Here is a 15,029-nt window from a genome sequence, read left to right as displayed (position 1 = left end):
TGCCCCTTCCGCCGTTCCACGACTGGCTGGGCACTGTAGGCACGGACCGCGCCGTCAGGCGCCGTACACGCCGACCTCGTACAGCGAGTAGCCCCATCCGGTCCCGCGTCCGAGCCCCGTGACACGGACGAAGCGGGCCGGTACGGCGGTGAACCGCGCGGTGTCGAGGCCGCCGTCACCGGCGGTGGTGGACCAGACGGTCCGCCAGTCCTTCCCGTCGGCGGACACCTCGATCCGGTACGCCTCGCCGTATGCCCGCTCCCAGTCGAGGGTGACCCGCCCCACGGTGCGCGTGGCGCCCAGGTCGACGGCGAGCCACTGCGGGTCGCGCCAGTCGCTCGCCCAGCGGGTGCGGCGGTCGCCGTCCACGGCGCGGCCGGGGGAGTGGCTGGTGACCGGGTTCCACTCCGACGTACTGGCCGAGGCCGTCGAGCCGGTGGCGAGGTTCTCCGTACGGTGGCGCTCGGAGCCGCCCCAGGTGGTGAGGTAGGACTCGGCGCCCCGGAAGAGGTCGTCGATGACGTCCTGGCCGCCCGTGACCCGGATGTCCTCCAGCCAGTCCGGCACCAGGCCGTAGTGGGCGGCGCCGTCGGTGTTGACGTCCCAGGTGCGTTCGCCGGTGGTCTGCCGGTCGACGAGCGAGCCACCGTCGGCGCTGCGGAACGGGTAGCGCACCGGGTCCGGGGTGTCCGCGCCCCGGGGGGCCGGCCAGCCGCCGACGCCGTTCATGTCGGTGCCGTACCCGTAGCCCACGCCGTACTTCTCGCGCAGGGCGTCCGTGCGCCGCGCCTCGGCGGTGAACTCCTCGGCGCCGTGCATGTACTGGGCGATGAACCCGCCGAGGCGGTAGACCCGCTCCGTCCAGTCGATGTCCATCCAGCTGTGCGAGGAGAGCACGCCGGGGTACGACTCCGCCTCCAGGACGTCCAGGACGCGGCCCGTCGCCTTCACGCTCATATGGTCGATCTCGATCATCATCTTCCGCTGCATCATCCCGCGCAGCGCGTACTCGCCGAGGGCCGTCAGGCCGCGGGTGTTGCACCGTGCGTCGGCGGCGTACGACGGGACCGAGACGCCCGGCGGGAGCTTCTTCTCGGCCTCGGGCGCCGCCGCGAGGCCGATGGGGTTGTCGTGCTGCGGACCCGTGCACCTCCCGGTCTGCCAGAACGTCCCGGTCGACAGGAACTGGCCCACGTTGATGGCCGTTCCGAGGGCGCCCGAGTCGAACCGGACGCCGCACAGGGCGTTGTCGAACTTGTGGCACAGGAACATGCTGCGGACACCGAGCGCGTGCAGTTCGTCGAGGCCCCGGTCGATGTCGGCCCTGTCGCACTGGGGCACGTCCAGGATCTGCTTGCAGCCGAACGGCTCGGAGGTCTCCACGCCCAGGACGACGGCCAGTTTGCCCTGCTCGATCACCCGGCGGGCCTGCGCCGAGTCGGTGACGATCCGGAACCAGCCCTTGCCGGGGCCGCCGTACATCTCGTCGACGTAGGCCTGCATCCCGTACGTCTTGCGCGCCTGGAGGCGGATGGAGGTCATCTCGTCGCAGCCGCGGTCCTTGAAGAAGTAGACCGAGCAGATCACGCCGTTGGTGACGAGGTCGTTGACGAGCACGCGCTGGCCGCCGCGCCAGGCGCGTTCCACCCAGGCGTAGTAGTTCTGCTGGTGGGTCAGCGAGTCGTGGGCGGGCCAGTCCTTGAACGTGGGCCAGCCGTGGGGGTCGTGCCGGCCGTCGCCGCCCCTGGTGATGAAGTCGAAGACCGCGAGGGAGCCGTCGGGGTAGTGCTCCGGGCAGTCCTTGAGCGCGTCGGCGACGCCGAGCGGGGAGAAGGGTTTGCCGCAGATCAGCCGGCCGCCGAAGGCCTCGTTGGACATCAGGTGGTCGTGCGCGTCGACGAAGCCCCGTACCCGGCCCTGGGCGTCGGTACCCTTGAACGGTTCCCCGACGACGTCGATCCGGGAGTCGGGGGCGGGCCGCGCGACCGGTTCCCACCAGTCGGGACCGGGGGCGGGACCCGTGACCGCCGGGGCAGGTCCCAGGGCCAGCAGGGTGAGGATCAGGGACAGTACCGCGAGCACCGTGAGCCTGCCGTGCGAGCGTGGCGACAAGGTCATCACCCGTGTTCCAGCCGGAGGGGGCACCGTGGGGGACCGGACGTGTGCGGGTCGGGCACCTCGCGGTGATTGTCATGTCCGCATAAATCGTGCGCTGTGAGAATCTCGGCTGCTGGGTGAGGAGTCAAGTGGCCGCCGGCCGTGCCGGATCGTCTCCGCGGTGGGCCGTACCCCTCCGCCCGGCGGATGGCGGTGCCCATACGGGAACGACCTCGGCGCCGGACACACCCCGCTCGCGGTGCCTGGCCCGGCCGGAGCGAGCCGGGGCCGGCCAGGGGCCTCCCGGTGGCGGCCGCCGGCGGCTGCCGCACACGGCCGGTACGCCCCCGGACCGGGTGGCCACGGAGCCCCGCCGGCGGCCCTCCCGGACGCGGCCGACCACCAGCCCCCGTGCGGCCTCGCCCGGAACCGCTTTGGCCGGGAGGTGTCCTACGGGGCCGTGCCATGACCCGCGGGGCCGGGCAGGGCGAGCCGGCCTTGTAAGCGCTGGGCGCGGAGGACCAGTTCCAGTTCGAACCGCCGGTCAGGGTCCTCCACGTCATCACCCCACAGCTCCTTGATCTGCCGCATCCGGTAGCGGACCGTCTGCGGATGCACCCCCAGCCGTGCGGCGATCTCCGGCGCGCCGCCCCGGGTCTCGAGCCAGGCGAGCAGGGTCTCCGCCAGCCGTCGGCGCTGCGTCGGCCCCCGCTCGGCGAGCGGAGCCAGACACCGGTCGGACAGTGCCTCGATCAGTTCCTCGGGCGGCAGCAGGACCAGCGCGTCGATGTGCTCCGTGCAGTACAGGAGGTCCCCCGAGGGCAGCAGACCGCGCTCGATCAGGCTCATCGCCTCCGTGGCCCACCGCAGCGAGGCCGCCGCGTCCGCCAGGGGGACCGCCGGGCCGATCGCGCCCGTCCAGCCCCGCAGCGCCCGGTGCACCTGCTCCCGCCGCCCGGGCACCCCCGGGTCCGGAACGAACAGCAGCGGCTGTTCGCGCTCCATGTCCAGCAGCACCTCCGCCCCCAGGGCGGGCGCCACACAGTCACGGGCCGGCCGCATCAACACCCCCACGGCCACCCGCTGGGGCAGCGTCCAGCCGATGCGGGCGGCGTGGGCGGCGTACTCCTCCAGGGGGCGCGACCGGTCAGCGCGGTACTCGCCCAGCAGGGCCTGCGTCAGCTTCCGCTGCAACCGGAGCCGTTCGCCCGCCTGGCGCGCGGCGGCCTCGGCGTAGCCGCGTACCGTCTGGTCCACCAGGCCGTCGAGGAAGGCGAACCCGGCCTCCGCCAGGTCATACATCGCCGGGGGCGGGATCCGGGCCTCGTGGCCGATCGCCGCCAGCCGCCGCCACGCGAGGCGCACCCCGAGCCGGTAGACGGCCTGGAGGGAGTCGAGCGTGCGGCCCTGCTGCCCCTCCCCGCGACCGAAGTCCTGGAAGACCTCCAGGTGGAGCTGGGGACTGCCGGATCCGCACACGAGGTGCTGGAGGAACTCCTCGAGGGCGCGCCGGATGCCGACCAGGGCGACCAGTTCCCCCGACTCGTCCACGAGGAGCGGCATCCGGGGGTGTTCGCGGCAGATCGTGTCGAGGATCTCCTGGGCGAGTGCGGGCACCTCTTCCATGGCGCGGTCGGCGAACTCGCGTACCTGTCGGCGCGGCAGGTCCGCCCAGGCCGCACGTTCACCGGCCGGCGCCTGCGTGTCCACTCCGGTCAACTCGGGTCACCCCCGGGGCGAAGCCGTCTGGTGGCTGATCAGTGGCACATTGGGCTGTTCCGGGGTGGCGTCGAGCAGGGCCACGATGGCGAGGGCCGCGCCCACGGCGAGCGCCGCGGCGACCGCCACGGTGAGAGCGGCGGCGAGCAGTCTGGGCATGGTCGGGTCAGCCTTTCTGACGCTGGGACCCCACCACGAGCCCGCCACCCCGGACGGCGACCACCCCATCGCATCAGTGCATTGACAGTCCGTCAAGGGGACCCCTACGGTTCCCGGCCCATACGGAGTGCACGTATACGCCGCGCAACCTCGTCCCGGCCCCCACGGAGTGTCCGCAATGCGTCGCACCGCTTCCCCCCTGTCCCTCATCCTGCTCGGGACCGGCGTGTTTCTGCTGGTCCTCGCGCCGTTACTCGTCCAGTACGTCCAGCCACGCGCCAAGGTGACCCCCATCGACGTCGACACCGTCACCGTCTTCACCGGTACGGGCAGTTACTTCGACACGCGCCGGATCGAAACCGTCACCGGCCGGCCGCTGACCATCACCCGTCAGGTACGCGGCGACGTGGCCGACAGCGTCCGCAGCGGCAAGGCCGTGTGGGACGTCTCCACTTCGGTGGACTCCCAGGACACGCTGCCCGCGGCCGCCACCCACGACTCCCTCCAGTGGACCCTGGAGCGCTGGGTCACCGACCGGCGCACCAACGAACCGGTGCACTGCTGCCAGGAGACACCGGTCTTCGACGGCGAGGCCTACCTGAAGTTCCCCTTCGACGTACAGAAACGGTCATACCGCTGGTGGGACGGCACTCTCGGCTCCACCGTGACCCTCCGCTTCGACGGAACGCAGAAGGTGCGGGGACACGAGGGGTACCGCTTCACCGGCCGGGTCGAACCGGCCAGGACGGGCACCCGGCTGGTGCCCGGCCGGCTCGTGGGGCAGCCCGGCCGGCCCCAGGTCCTCGCCGAGGAGTGGTACTCCAACCACGGCATAGAACTCGTCGTCGACCGGCGGACGGGACGCATCGTGAACGCGGCGATCGGTCCGCGCAAGGTCCTGCGCGCACCCGGCTCGACCAGGGACGCCGTGGTGCTGCTGGACAGCCGGCGCATGGAGTTCACCCCGGCCACGCAGCGCGCGCAGGTGGCGCTGGCCGCGGCGGACAATCGCAAGCTGCGGCTGCTCGGCGAGACGGTGCCCCTCGGCGCGGCCGTCCTCGGCACCCTGCTGGCGGCGGCCGGCGCGGCGCTCCTCGTACGCGGCGGACGCGGAGGCCGGGGAGGCCGGGGAGCCCGGGGACAGGGGCGGGATTCCGGCCCGGCGCCAGCGATGTGACGCGAGACCGACGATCGTCCGGGCGGAATTTGTCATCCGGGTGAGTAGCTGAACCGGCGGAGTTGCCGAAAACTGACCAACCCACCGCACCGCCACGTCCGCCTCCCCGGGCGTCCCCTCACCTGCTCCGTCCCCCACCCGGCGCCGGCGACCGCTCTCCGGCCCGCAGCATCGTCATCCGGTTACCGACCCGAACGAGTTGGAGCTCGTATGCCCCAGCACGTACCCCCCACGCTGACCACGGCCGTCCCCCGTGGCGCACGGTCGCCCCAGGGCTCCCTCCGCCCGCCCCGCCGCATCGTCTTCCTCTCCCGCCGCGACCTCGGCAACCCCGCCGCCGGCGGCTCCGAACTCCTCGTCGACCGGCTCGCCGAGGGCCTGACGGAGCTGGGCCACGAAGTCACCCTGCTGTGCGGGGGCCCTGCCGTGTACCGCGACTACCGGGTCGTCTCGGCGGGCGGGGACCTCGGCCACTTCCTCAGGGCCCCCGCCGCGTTCGCCCGTCAGGTGGGCGACTGCGACCTGCTGGTCGAGGTGTGCAACGGCCTGCCCTACCTGACGCCGCTGTGGCACCGGGGGCCCACCCTCTGCCTGGTCAACCATGTGCACACCGAGCTGTGGGGCATGCGCTACCCCCGCCCCGCCGCCGGGATCGGCCGGCGCCTGGAGCGCTGGGCCCTGTCCGGCGCCCAGCGGGACAACCTCCTGGTGGCCGTCTCCGAGTCGACCGCGTCGGCGCTCGGCGCCCTCGGGGTCGACCCGGACAGGATCCGGATCGTGCACAACGGGGTCGAGGAGCCGGGGCCCAGGGCGCCGAAATCGGCGGAACCGCTGTTCCTGGCGGTCGGCCGACTGGTCGAGTACAAGCGCATCGACCTGCTGCTGCGGCTCTGGGAGCGGGTGCGGCCGGTCACCGGGGGGAAACTGGTGATCGTCGGGGACGGCCCGGAGAGCCGGCGGCTCGAAGCCCTCGCCGGCCCCGGTGTGGTCTTCGCGGGCCGGGTGCCGGAGGAGGAGAAGCACCGGCTGCTGTGCGCCTCCTGGCTCCTGCTGCACCCCTCGGCGGTCGAGGGGTGGGGACTCGTCGTCACCGAGGCGGCGAAGCGCGGTACGCCGTCGCTCGGCTTCGACGTACCCGGATTGCGGGACTCCGTGGAGGACGGCGTCACCGGGACGCTGGTCCGCGGCGAGAGCGCCTTCGCGGCGGCCTGGTGCGCGCTCGCCCTGAACCACCGGCGGCGTGAGGCCATGGGCAGGGCCGCCGCCCTGCGGGCCGGGCGCTACCGGTGGGACACGACCGTACGGCGTTTCCGGGACGTCGCGACGGAGGCGGCCGCCCGCCACGGGGCCGTGGCACCCGGCGCGGCTCCCGGGCGCGTTACGGGCGGCGGGTGGGACGCCCCACCCGTGCGCGACGCCTTACCCGTGCGCGACGCCGCGGCGGGCGGCCGCCACCCCGGCGCGGCCCCCGCGCCGGGCGGTCCGCCGCGCACGGCCGCCGAAACCGCTCCGACGGACACCACGGCGCCCACCGCCCCGACCGCGCCGGCGAACCCGGCCGCCACGACGGGGCCGACCGCCCCGCGCCGGGGCTGAGCCGATGAAGGACCCCTCACTGCGCCGCTCCGTGGCCCTCTTCCGGGGCTTCCTGCGCGAACCGTCCGACCCGGAGGGCTTCTACGAGCTCCTCGCCCGCGACGCGGCGAACCAGGTCGAACGGTACGAGCCGCTCGCCGGAAGGGTCGTCGTCGACGTGGGCGGCGGAGGCGGCCACTTCACCGAGGAGTTCCGGCGCAGAGGCGCCCAGGGCTACCTCTTCGAACCGGACCCGTGCGAGCTGACCGGGTCGCGGCGCCCGCCCGAAGGGGCCGTCGTCGCCGACGGGTACCTGCTGCCCCTCGCCGACGGCACCGCGGACGTCTGCTTCTGCTCCAACGTGCTGGAGCACGTGGAGGACCCCAGGACCTTCCTCGGCGAACTGGTCCGCGTCACCCGCCCCGGCGGGCTGATCTACGTGTCGTTCACCAACTGGTACTCCCCGTGGGGCGGCCACGAGTGGGCGCCCTGGCACTACCTGGGCGCCGAGCGGGCGCGCCGCCGCTACGAGCGCCGGACCGGCCGCCCGGCCAAGCACGTCCTCGGTGAGAACCTCTTCCGCGTCCACGTCGGTGCCACCCTGCGCCAGGTCCGGGCGCGCGACGACGTGGCCGTGGTGTCCGCCCGCGCACGCTACTGGCCGTTCCTGCCGGACCTGGTCACCCGGGTGCCGCTGCTGCGCGAGTTCGCCACCTGGAACCTCCTCCTCATCCTCCGGCGGTGCCCATGACCACGACGACACCCGCGCCTCCCCGCACCCCCGCGCCCGGGGCGCCGCCGGCCCGCGGTCCGGCCGACGGACCGCGTTCCCGCCGCTGGCTGTGGGGGTTCTGGGCCGCCGTCCTGACCGCCTTCCTGGCCGTGGCACCGGGCCGGATGACGTTCGACACCAAACTGGGCGTCGCCCTCGACCCCCTGCGGTTCCTCGCGGACCTCGGCGAGCTGTGGCACAGCCGCGCCGGCTTCGGCGGGATCTTCGACCAGTACGTCGGCTACGCCTTTCCGATGCTCCCGTTCTACGCGCTGACCGACCTGGCACGGCTGCCCGTGTGGCTCGCCGAGCGGCTGTGGCTCTCGATCATCGTGACGGCCGCCTTCTGGGGCGCGCTGCGCCTGGCCGAACGGCTCGGGGCCGGTACCGCGAGCACCCGGCTGCTCGCCGCCGCCGGTTACGCGCTGTGGCCCGTGTTCACCGTCGTCGTCGGCTCCACGTCCGCCGCCGCGCTGCCGGGCGCGATGCTGCCGTGGGTGCTGCTGCCGCTCACCGACCCGCGCCTCACGGCCAGGGCGGCGGCGCTGCGCTCCGCGCTGCTGATCCCCTTCATGGGCGGGGTCAACGCGGCGTCGACGCTCGCCTCCCTGCTGCCGGTCGCCCTGTACCTGCTCAGCCGCCCGGCCGGCCCTCGGCGCCGGTCCCTGCTGGCGTGGTGGATCCCCGGGGTGTTCCTCGCCACCGCCTGGTGGGTGGTGCCGCTGCTCCTGCTCGGCCTGCACGGCGAGAACTTCCTGCCGTACGTGGAGCAGTCGCAGACCACCACGGCCACCATGTCCGCCACCGAGATGCTGCGCGGCGCCGGCAACTGGGTGGCGTACCTGCACTTCGGCGAGGCGTGGCTGCCCGCCGGCTGGACGGTGGCGACCTCCGTCCTGGCGGTGCTGGGCTCCGCGTTCGCCGCCGCCCTGGGGCTGGCGGGTCTCGCCCGCCGGGACGTCCCGGAACGCCGCTGGCTGCTGCTGGTGGTGCTGTCGGTGGCCCTGGTGACCCTGGCGGGGTACGGCGGCCCGCTCGGCGGGCTGTTCCACACGGCCGTGCAGGACTGGCTGAACGGCTGGCTCGTGCCCTTCCGCAACATCTACAAGTTCCAGCCCGGCCTGGCGCTCGCCCTGATGCTCGGTCTCGCCCACCTCACCGCGGTCCTCGCCCGCCGGCGCGGCGGACGCGCGGCACGCGGACGGCCGTACGTACCGCTCGTCGCGGCCGCCCTCGTCCTGCCGGGCCTGATCCTGCCGTACGCCGACGGGAGCATCCTCCAGCCCGGTGCCTTCCGCAAGCTGCCCACCCACTGGGAGCGCGCCGCCGACTGGCTCGAGGAGCACGCGCCGACCGGCCGGGCGCTCGTCGTTCCCGCGACGGCCCACGGCATATACACCTGGGGCACCACCATCGACCAGCCCCTCGACGTCCTCGCCGACTCCCCCTGGGCACAGCGCGACTACGTGCCGTTCGGCACCCCCGGCAACCGCCGGGCGATGGACGCCGTGGAGCAGGCCCTGCTGTCCGGCGGCGAAGTTCCGGGCCTGAGCGACTTCGTGGGCAGGGCGGGACTCCACCACGTCGTCGTACGCAACGACCTCGACCCCGACCAGATCGGGTACGTCCCCCCACAGACCGTCAAACGCACCCTGGAGGCGTCCGGCTACCGGCGTGTCACCGGATTCGGGCCGGTCCTCACCGGGGGGCGGATCCCGGACGACACCCCCGTACAGATCGAGGGCCTCTACCCCCGCCAGCAGGCCGTGGAGATCTACGAGCCGCCCAAGGCCGCCGAACGGCCGGGGCAGGCTGCCGTGCGGCCCGTCGCGGACACGGCCGTCGTCAGCGGCGGCCCCGAGGCGCTGCTGCGGCTGTCCGCCGACCCGTCGACGCGCGACCGGCCGGCCGTGCTGGCCGGCGACGCCGCCCCGGGACTGGGCACACCCTCCGTACGGGCCGTGGCGGACGGACTGCGACGGGCCGACACCCGGTTCGGGCTCGTCCACACCAACACCTCGTACACCTACACGGCGACGGAGCGGAACCCCTCCGGCAGCGTGCAGGACCCCGGCCGCCCGCCCCGCCAGATCCTGCCCACCGACGATCTCCGCCACCAGACGGTCGCCGTGCTGCGCGGAGCCGCCTCCGTCACCGCGTCCAGCAGCGGCAACTGGCTGTTCCACCTCCCGCAGTACGACCCGGTGAACGCGTTCGACGGCAACCCCGACACCGCCTGGACCGAGGGCGGCGCCGACTCCCCGGTGGGGCAGTGGCTCCGCATCGACTTCGAACGCAAGTTGTCCCTCCCCGGCTCGATACGGGTCACGCCACTGCCCTCGGGCGGACTGCGCGCCGCGGCCACCTCCGTACGCGTGGAGACCGAGCGGGGGAGCGAGGTCAGCGCGCTCCGCCCCGACGGCACGCCGCAGACCGTACGGACACCGGCAGGGGAGAGCGCCTACCTGAAGATCACCATCGAGGGGGCCCAGCAGGGCACCCCCGGGCTGACCGGAGCGGGCTTCTCCTCCGTCGACATCCCCGGTGTCACCGTCACACGGCTGCTCGCGCTCCCGGAGGACACCGCGGGGGAGGACCGTGCGCTCCAGGAGGTCTACTCCCTGCACCGGGGCAGCGACCCCGGCGGTCTGTCACCGGCGTCCGCCGAAGTCGGCCTGCACCGGCAGTTCACGGTCCGGACCGCGGGCGCGTACACGCTGCGGGCGACCGCGCTGCCCGTACCGGGCGACGCGCTCGACCAATTGCTCTACCGTCTGGCGCCCGAGCAGCGCAGGAGACTCACCGCCACCGCCGACTCGACGGCCAGGCTCGGTTCCTCCCTCACCCCGCGCAACCTCGTCGACGGAGACCTCACGACGGCGTGGATCGCCGGGGAACGCGCGGTGATTCACCTCCGGTGGCCGGAGAAGAGGGCGGTCGGGGAGATCGTGTTCGCACCGGCCGGGGGCCTGTCCACCCGCGCCCAGCAGGTGGAGATCAGCTCACCGGACGGCGCGGCGACCGCCTCCGTCGACGAGAACGGCCTCGCCCGCTTCCAGCCCATCACGACCGACCGGCTCGACATCACCGTGTCACGGACCGCGCCGCTGACCCTCCACAACCCGGTCGCCGACGGAAGGCTCCAACTTCCGGTGGGGCTGAGCGAGGTGTACGTACCGGCGCTCGACGACCTCCGGGTGCCGCAACCGGACCCCGGCACCACGTTCGAACTTCCCTGCGGCCAGGGGCCGGTGCTGTCCATCGACGGCACGCTCCACGCGACCGGCGCCCGCGGCCGGGTCCTCGACCTGACGGAACGCCGCCCGGTCGACGTGCGCCTGTGCGCGGGCGCCGAACGCGACGGCACCGCCCGGCTGACCGCCGGCACCCACCGGGTGGAGGCGGGCGACACCGGGCCCCTCGCCATCACCGACCTGAGCCTCACCCGTGGCGAGGCGCCCCGGCCGGCCGGACCGGCGGACCGGCGCACCCTGACCGTCGGCGACTGGCCGGGCGACCGGCGCACCGTGGACGTGGGCGCCGGCCCCGCCTCGTACCTCCAGATGTTCGAGAACCACAACGACGGCTGGCGGGCCACCCTGGACGGGCGGGAGCTGACTCCGGTACGGATCGACGGCTGGCAGCAGGGGTTCCTCGTCCCCGAGGGCCAGGGCGGCACCGTCGAGCTGGAGTTCGCCCCCGCGCGGTGGTACGTCGCCGGGCTCGCCGCCGGAGCCGTGGGCCTCCTGGTGCTGGCCGGCCTGGTGCTGGTCCTCGGGCGCGGACGCGGCCGCCCCGGCCTCGACGCGCTGGAGGAGCCCCCGGCTCCGGGCCGCGTACTGGGGGTCGCGGCGCTGACGGTGGTCGTCGCGCTGGTCGCCGGATGGGCGGCGCTCGTCGTACCCGCCCTCGCCGCCGTCGCGCACCTGCGGCGCTCGCTGCTGGTGCCCGTGGCGCTGGTCGCGATGGGCGCGGCGGGGATCGTGGCCGCGTGGGAGGCCGGCGCGCTGCCGTCGGCGCGCGACGGGGCGTTCGGCCCGGTCGCCCAGCTCCTCGCCGTGACGGCCCTCGCGGCGGCGGTGGTGACCACCCGGAAGCCCGGGGAGACGTCCGGGACCCGGCCGGCGCGGCCACCCGGCCCGGACACCACCCCGCTCCCGCGGCGGCGACCACCCGCCGAACGCCCACGCCCAGAGGGGAACGGCCGATGACCGCGCCGCACCACCACTCCACCCGGCTGGACGGGCACGAGCCGCTCACCCGGGTGCCCTTCTCCACGGTCGACGAAGTGACCCGGCACTGCCTGACGCCCCGGGAGCCGGAGACCGTCCACATCGAGGTGCACCTGCCGGGCCGCCCCGACGCCGCGCGACTGCGCACCGCGTTCACCGAGGCGCTGCGGCGCCACCCGCGCGTCCTGATGCGACAGGCGCCCGGGCCCTGGTACCGGCGGCGGTACGAATGGGAACTCACCACCGGCCCCGACCCCGGCACGGAGGTCGTCTCCGTGGCGCGTCCCGGGCCCGACGCGCTGGAACGGGCCCGGCGACGGGCCCTGAGCGACGCACCGCCCCTCACCTCGTCCCCACCCGTACGGCTGGAGATCATCGACCGGGTCCTGCTGCTCACCGTCAACCACACGGCACTCGACGGCCCCGCCTGCCTCCGGGTGCTGGCGACCGCCGCGGAACTCTACGGCGGCCGGGACAACGCGCCCCAGGCCCCTCCGGTGCGCCCGGCGGGCGGCGCGGCGCCACGCGGCCTGTTCCCCGAGGCCCACGGCACCGGGTTCGCCCGGGTCGCCCGGGTCGCACGGGGCACCCCCGGCGCCGGACACACCAACGGCATGCTGGTCACCGAACTGCCCGTACCCGGCCGGCCCCGAGACGCCGCCTACACGGTGAACGACCAGCTCATGGTGGCCACCGCCCGGATGATCACGCACTGGAACCGCGAGCGGGGCGGACCACCCCGCCCACTGCGGATCACGATGCCCGTGGACGACCGGACCCGGGGGACGGACATGCCCATCGGCAACGGCACCCGCCTGGTCGAAGTCCCCTTCGCCCCGGCCGAGTCGAGCCTGCCCACCACCGAGCTGCTCCGGCTCACCGCCGCCCGCACCCGCGCGCTCAAGGCGCTGCACCGCCCCCAGCTCGGCCGCGGCGCCACGCTGCTGACCGCACCGGTCCTCCCCGTCGCAGTCCGCGCCACGATGGCTCGCGCGGCGCGCCGCGCCCTAGCCCCCTGGACGTCCACCACGCTGCTCAGCAACATCGGCCGGGTGCCCTATCCGCTCGACTTCGGCGAAGGGGCGGGCGCGGCACGGGCCGTCTGGTTCTCCGCCCCGGCGCGCATGCCGCGCGGGCTCACGGTCACCACGGCCAGCACCGGCGGCCGGCTCCATCTGGCGCTGCGCTGGTCGGCCGCGCTGCTCGGCCCCGACGACGGCGCCCGGCTGCGCGACCTGTTCGCCCACTACCTCGACGCGACCGGTCCGTCCGGTCCGCGCGCGTGAACGCCCCACCGGACGAGGGAGCCACCCCCATGACCACCACCGCCCGACCCCCGGGGGGCTTGCGCGACTTCTACGAGAACCCGGCCGTCCCCGTCGCTTCCGGTGACGCCCGCAGCCGCCGCCAGGCGCGGATGCTGGCCGATGCCCTGCGCGGCCGGACCGGCGCCACGGTCCTCGACGTCGGCTGCGGCGACGGCACCGCGGCGGCCGTCGCCGCCCGGCTGCTCCCCGGCCAGCGGATCATCGGCGTTGACTGGTCGCAGGACGCGCTGCGCCGGGCGGCACTCCGCGTCGGGACGGTCGTGCGCGGCGAACTGGGGGGCGGGGGGCTGCCGTTCGCGGACGGCTCGGCGGACGCGGTGCTGTTCAGCGAGGTCGTCGAGCACCTCGTCGACCCGGACGGCGCGCTCGACGAACTGCGCCGCGTCCTGGCACCCGGCGGCCACCTGATGCTGTCCACCCCGAACCTGGCCGCCTGGTACAACCGGGCGCTGCTCCTCGCTGGTGTCCAGCCGGTGTTCTCCGAGGTGAGCCTGCGCGGCATCCACGGACGGCCGGGTTCCGAGGTGGTGGGCCACCTGCGCCTCTACACCGCGCGCGCCCTGCGGGAGTTCCTCGCCGCGTCCGGGTTCGAGGTCGTCCGCGTGGCAGGCGCCCCGTTCCACGGCGTACCGCGCGCCCTGCGCCCCGTGGACCGCCTCGCCTGCGCGGTACCGAGCGCGGCCTCGATCCTGCTGGCGCACGCGCGGCGCGCGCGGTGACGAGCGCGATGTGGTGGGGCGTGGCGGCCGCGCTGTCCGCCAACGTCCTCTACAGCTCCGGGTTCGTCCTGGAGAAGCGCGCCCTGTCCGGCATCCCGTCGCTCAGCGTCCGCCACCCCCTGCGCCTGGTGCGGCTGCTGCTCGCCAGCCCGCTGTGGATCGGCGGCTCGCTGGCCCTGGCGGCCGGCTTCGGCGCACAGCTGGTGGTGTACCGCACCCTGCCGATGGCCGCCGCGCAAGGACTGTTCGTCTCGGGCCTCGTCCTGCTGCTCCTGCTGTCCTCCGTGGTCCTCGGCGAACGCCTGTCGACCCGTGAGCGGTACGCCACGGCGGGGATCCTCGCCGCGCTGCTGATGATGGTCGCCTCACTGCGCCCGGACGCGGACGCGGTCGGCGACACGGCGTCCGCCGGAGCCGTCCTCGCCCTGGGCGGCGTCTCGCTCGCCGCCGGGTTCTCGCTGTACGCCGGCGCCGAACGCCGCACCGCCCGCCGGCCGAAGGCGGCGCCCCCCACGGGGGTCGCGTACGCCGTCGCCATCGGCCTGGTCTACGGCGTGAGCTCCCTGGCGATCAAGGGCATCTCCGCGCGTCTCACCCCCGACGCGCCGCTCGCCTCCGCCCTCTCGCTGACGGCCACCCCGTACCCGTACCTGCTGCTGATCACCGGCGCCGGTGGCCTCGTCCTGTCCCAGACGGCCCTGCAGCGCTGCCGGGCGTCACTGGTCGTCCCCGTCTGCACCACGACCTCGTGCCTGTACACCGCCACCCTCGGCACCCTCGTGTTCGGCGAATCCCTGCCCGGCGACCCCCTGCGCCTGGTCCTGCTCCTCGCCGGGGCGTCCCTGGCGGTCTCCGTACTCCTCGCGCTGTCCTTCCCGACCACCCCAGAACCGAGAGAGGCGCGCCATGAAGCCCGATGACCCGCTGCTGAAAATCCTGGTCTGCCCCCTGGACAAGGGCCCGCTCAGCCTCCTCCCCACCGGCGACGCCCTCTACAATCCGCGCCTGCGCCGCCTGTACCCGGTCACCGACGGCATCCCGCAACTGCTGCCGTCCTCGGGCACCCAGGTCACGGACGCCGAACACGAACGGCTCCTCGCCCCCGGGACCACGGACGCCCGCCCGGAAGGCCCCGCCCGGCTCCGTGAGCCGCGTGCGGACGGGGGTCGGCCGCCCGGAAGGCCCCGCCCGGCTCCGTGAGCCGCGTGCGGACGGGGGCCGGCCGGAACCGGGCCCCTCGACCGGATCGTC

General features: G+C 74.4%; 10 protein-coding genes and 1 pseudogene. 8 read left to right on the top strand and 3 right to left on the bottom strand.

Going from position 1 to position 15,029, the window contains the following annotated elements; translation table 11 throughout:
* Positions 1-54 precede the first annotated feature (54 nt).
* The 3 genes from ABD347_RS17005 to ABD347_RS16995 all read right to left on the bottom strand — a co-directional run bounded on the left by ABD347_RS17005 (position 55) and on the right by ABD347_RS16995 (position 3,975).
* Entirely contained in the window at positions 55-2,118 is a 2,064-nt protein-coding gene (locus ABD347_RS17005; RefSeq protein WP_344361943.1) for a galactose-binding domain-containing protein, read from the bottom strand.
* Positions 2,119-2,547: 429 nt separating this feature from the next.
* A complete protein-coding gene (locus ABD347_RS17000; RefSeq protein ID WP_344361942.1) occupies positions 2,548-3,816 on the bottom strand; it encodes a PucR family transcriptional regulator in 1,269 nt (422 codons plus the stop codon).
* Between the two features lie 6 nt (positions 3,817-3,822).
* Entirely contained in the window at positions 3,823-3,975 is a 153-nt protein-coding gene (locus tag ABD347_RS16995; RefSeq protein ID WP_344361941.1) for a hypothetical protein, read from the bottom strand.
* A gap of 178 nt (positions 3,976-4,153) precedes the next feature.
* Between ABD347_RS16995 and pgfA the strand changes: the two genes are divergently transcribed.
* From pgfA to ABD347_RS16955, 8 genes and pseudogenes are all read left to right on the top strand, one after another.
* On the top strand, positions 4,154-5,152 hold the full coding sequence (gene pgfA, locus ABD347_RS16990; protein ID WP_344361939.1) for a cell envelope lipid trafficking protein PgfA: 999 nt from the start codon (positions 4,154-4,156) through the stop codon (positions 5,150-5,152).
* Positions 5,153-5,362: 210 nt separating this feature from the next.
* A pseudogene (locus ABD347_RS16985) lies at positions 5,363-6,493 on the top strand (glycosyltransferase family 4 protein); the annotation flags it as partial.
* Between the two features lie 259 nt (positions 6,494-6,752).
* On the top strand, positions 6,753-7,478 hold the full coding sequence (locus ABD347_RS16980) for a class I SAM-dependent methyltransferase (RefSeq protein ID WP_344361934.1): 726 nt from the start codon (positions 6,753-6,755) through the stop codon (positions 7,476-7,478).
* Complete coding sequence (locus ABD347_RS16975) at positions 7,475-11,710, top strand: alpha-(1->3)-arabinofuranosyltransferase domain-containing protein (RefSeq protein ID WP_344362405.1); 4,236 nt, start codon at positions 7,475-7,477, stop codon at positions 11,708-11,710. The genes ABD347_RS16980 and ABD347_RS16975 overlap by 4 nt, the downstream gene beginning before the upstream one ends.
* Positions 11,707-13,017 carry a condensation protein gene (locus ABD347_RS16970; RefSeq protein ID WP_344361932.1) on the top strand — a complete coding sequence of 437 codons (1,311 nt, stop codon included), beginning with the start codon at positions 11,707-11,709 and terminating at the stop codon, positions 13,015-13,017. Before ABD347_RS16975 ends, ABD347_RS16970 begins: the two co-directional genes overlap by 4 nt.
* Before the next feature lie 29 nt (positions 13,018-13,046).
* Complete coding sequence (locus ABD347_RS16965) at positions 13,047-13,778, top strand: class I SAM-dependent methyltransferase (RefSeq protein WP_344361930.1); 732 nt, start codon at positions 13,047-13,049, stop codon at positions 13,776-13,778.
* Between the two features lie 8 nt (positions 13,779-13,786).
* Positions 13,787-14,698: a DMT family protein gene (locus ABD347_RS16960; protein ID WP_344362403.1), complete on the top strand. Its 912-nt coding sequence runs from the start codon at positions 13,787-13,789 to the stop codon at positions 14,696-14,698.
* Positions 14,685-14,978, top strand: coding sequence for a Trm112 family protein (locus tag ABD347_RS16955; RefSeq protein WP_344361929.1), 294 nt, complete (start codon positions 14,685-14,687; stop codon positions 14,976-14,978). Before ABD347_RS16960 ends, ABD347_RS16955 begins: the two co-directional genes overlap by 14 nt.
* The last annotated feature ends 51 nt before the right edge of the window (positions 14,979-15,029 follow it).

It is taken from the genome of Streptomyces gobitricini, assembly GCF_039532985.1.
Classification (GTDB): domain Bacteria; phylum Actinomycetota; class Actinomycetes; order Streptomycetales; family Streptomycetaceae; genus Streptomyces; species Streptomyces gobitricini.
This window is presented reverse-complemented; position numbering and strand designations above follow the sequence as displayed.

Bases quoted from the DNA above. Each gene is read 5' to 3' on its own strand.
- ABD347_RS17005 (WP_344361943.1), bottom strand. From the start codon at position 2,118: ATGACCTTGTCGCCACGCTCGCACGGCAGGCTCACGGTGCTCGCGGTA.
- ABD347_RS16995 (WP_344361941.1), bottom strand. From the start codon at position 3,975: ATGCCCAGACTGCTCGCCGCCGCTCTCACCGTGGCGGTCGCCGCGGCG.
- pgfA (WP_344361939.1), top strand. From the start codon at position 4,154: ATGCGTCGCACCGCTTCCCCCCTGTCCCTCATCCTGCTCGGGACCGGC.
- ABD347_RS16980 (WP_344361934.1), top strand. From the start codon at position 6,753: ATGAAGGACCCCTCACTGCGCCGCTCCGTGGCCCTCTTCCGGGGCTTC.
- ABD347_RS16975 (WP_344362405.1), top strand. From the start codon at position 7,475: ATGACCACGACGACACCCGCGCCTCCCCGCACCCCCGCGCCCGGGGCG.
- ABD347_RS16970 (WP_344361932.1), top strand. From the start codon at position 11,707: ATGACCGCGCCGCACCACCACTCCACCCGGCTGGACGGGCACGAGCCG.
- ABD347_RS16965 (WP_344361930.1), top strand. From the start codon at position 13,047: ATGACCACCACCGCCCGACCCCCGGGGGGCTTGCGCGACTTCTACGAG.
- ABD347_RS16960 (WP_344362403.1), top strand. From the start codon at position 13,787: ATGTGGTGGGGCGTGGCGGCCGCGCTGTCCGCCAACGTCCTCTACAGC.
- ABD347_RS16955 (WP_344361929.1), top strand. From the start codon at position 14,685: ATGAAGCCCGATGACCCGCTGCTGAAAATCCTGGTCTGCCCCCTGGAC.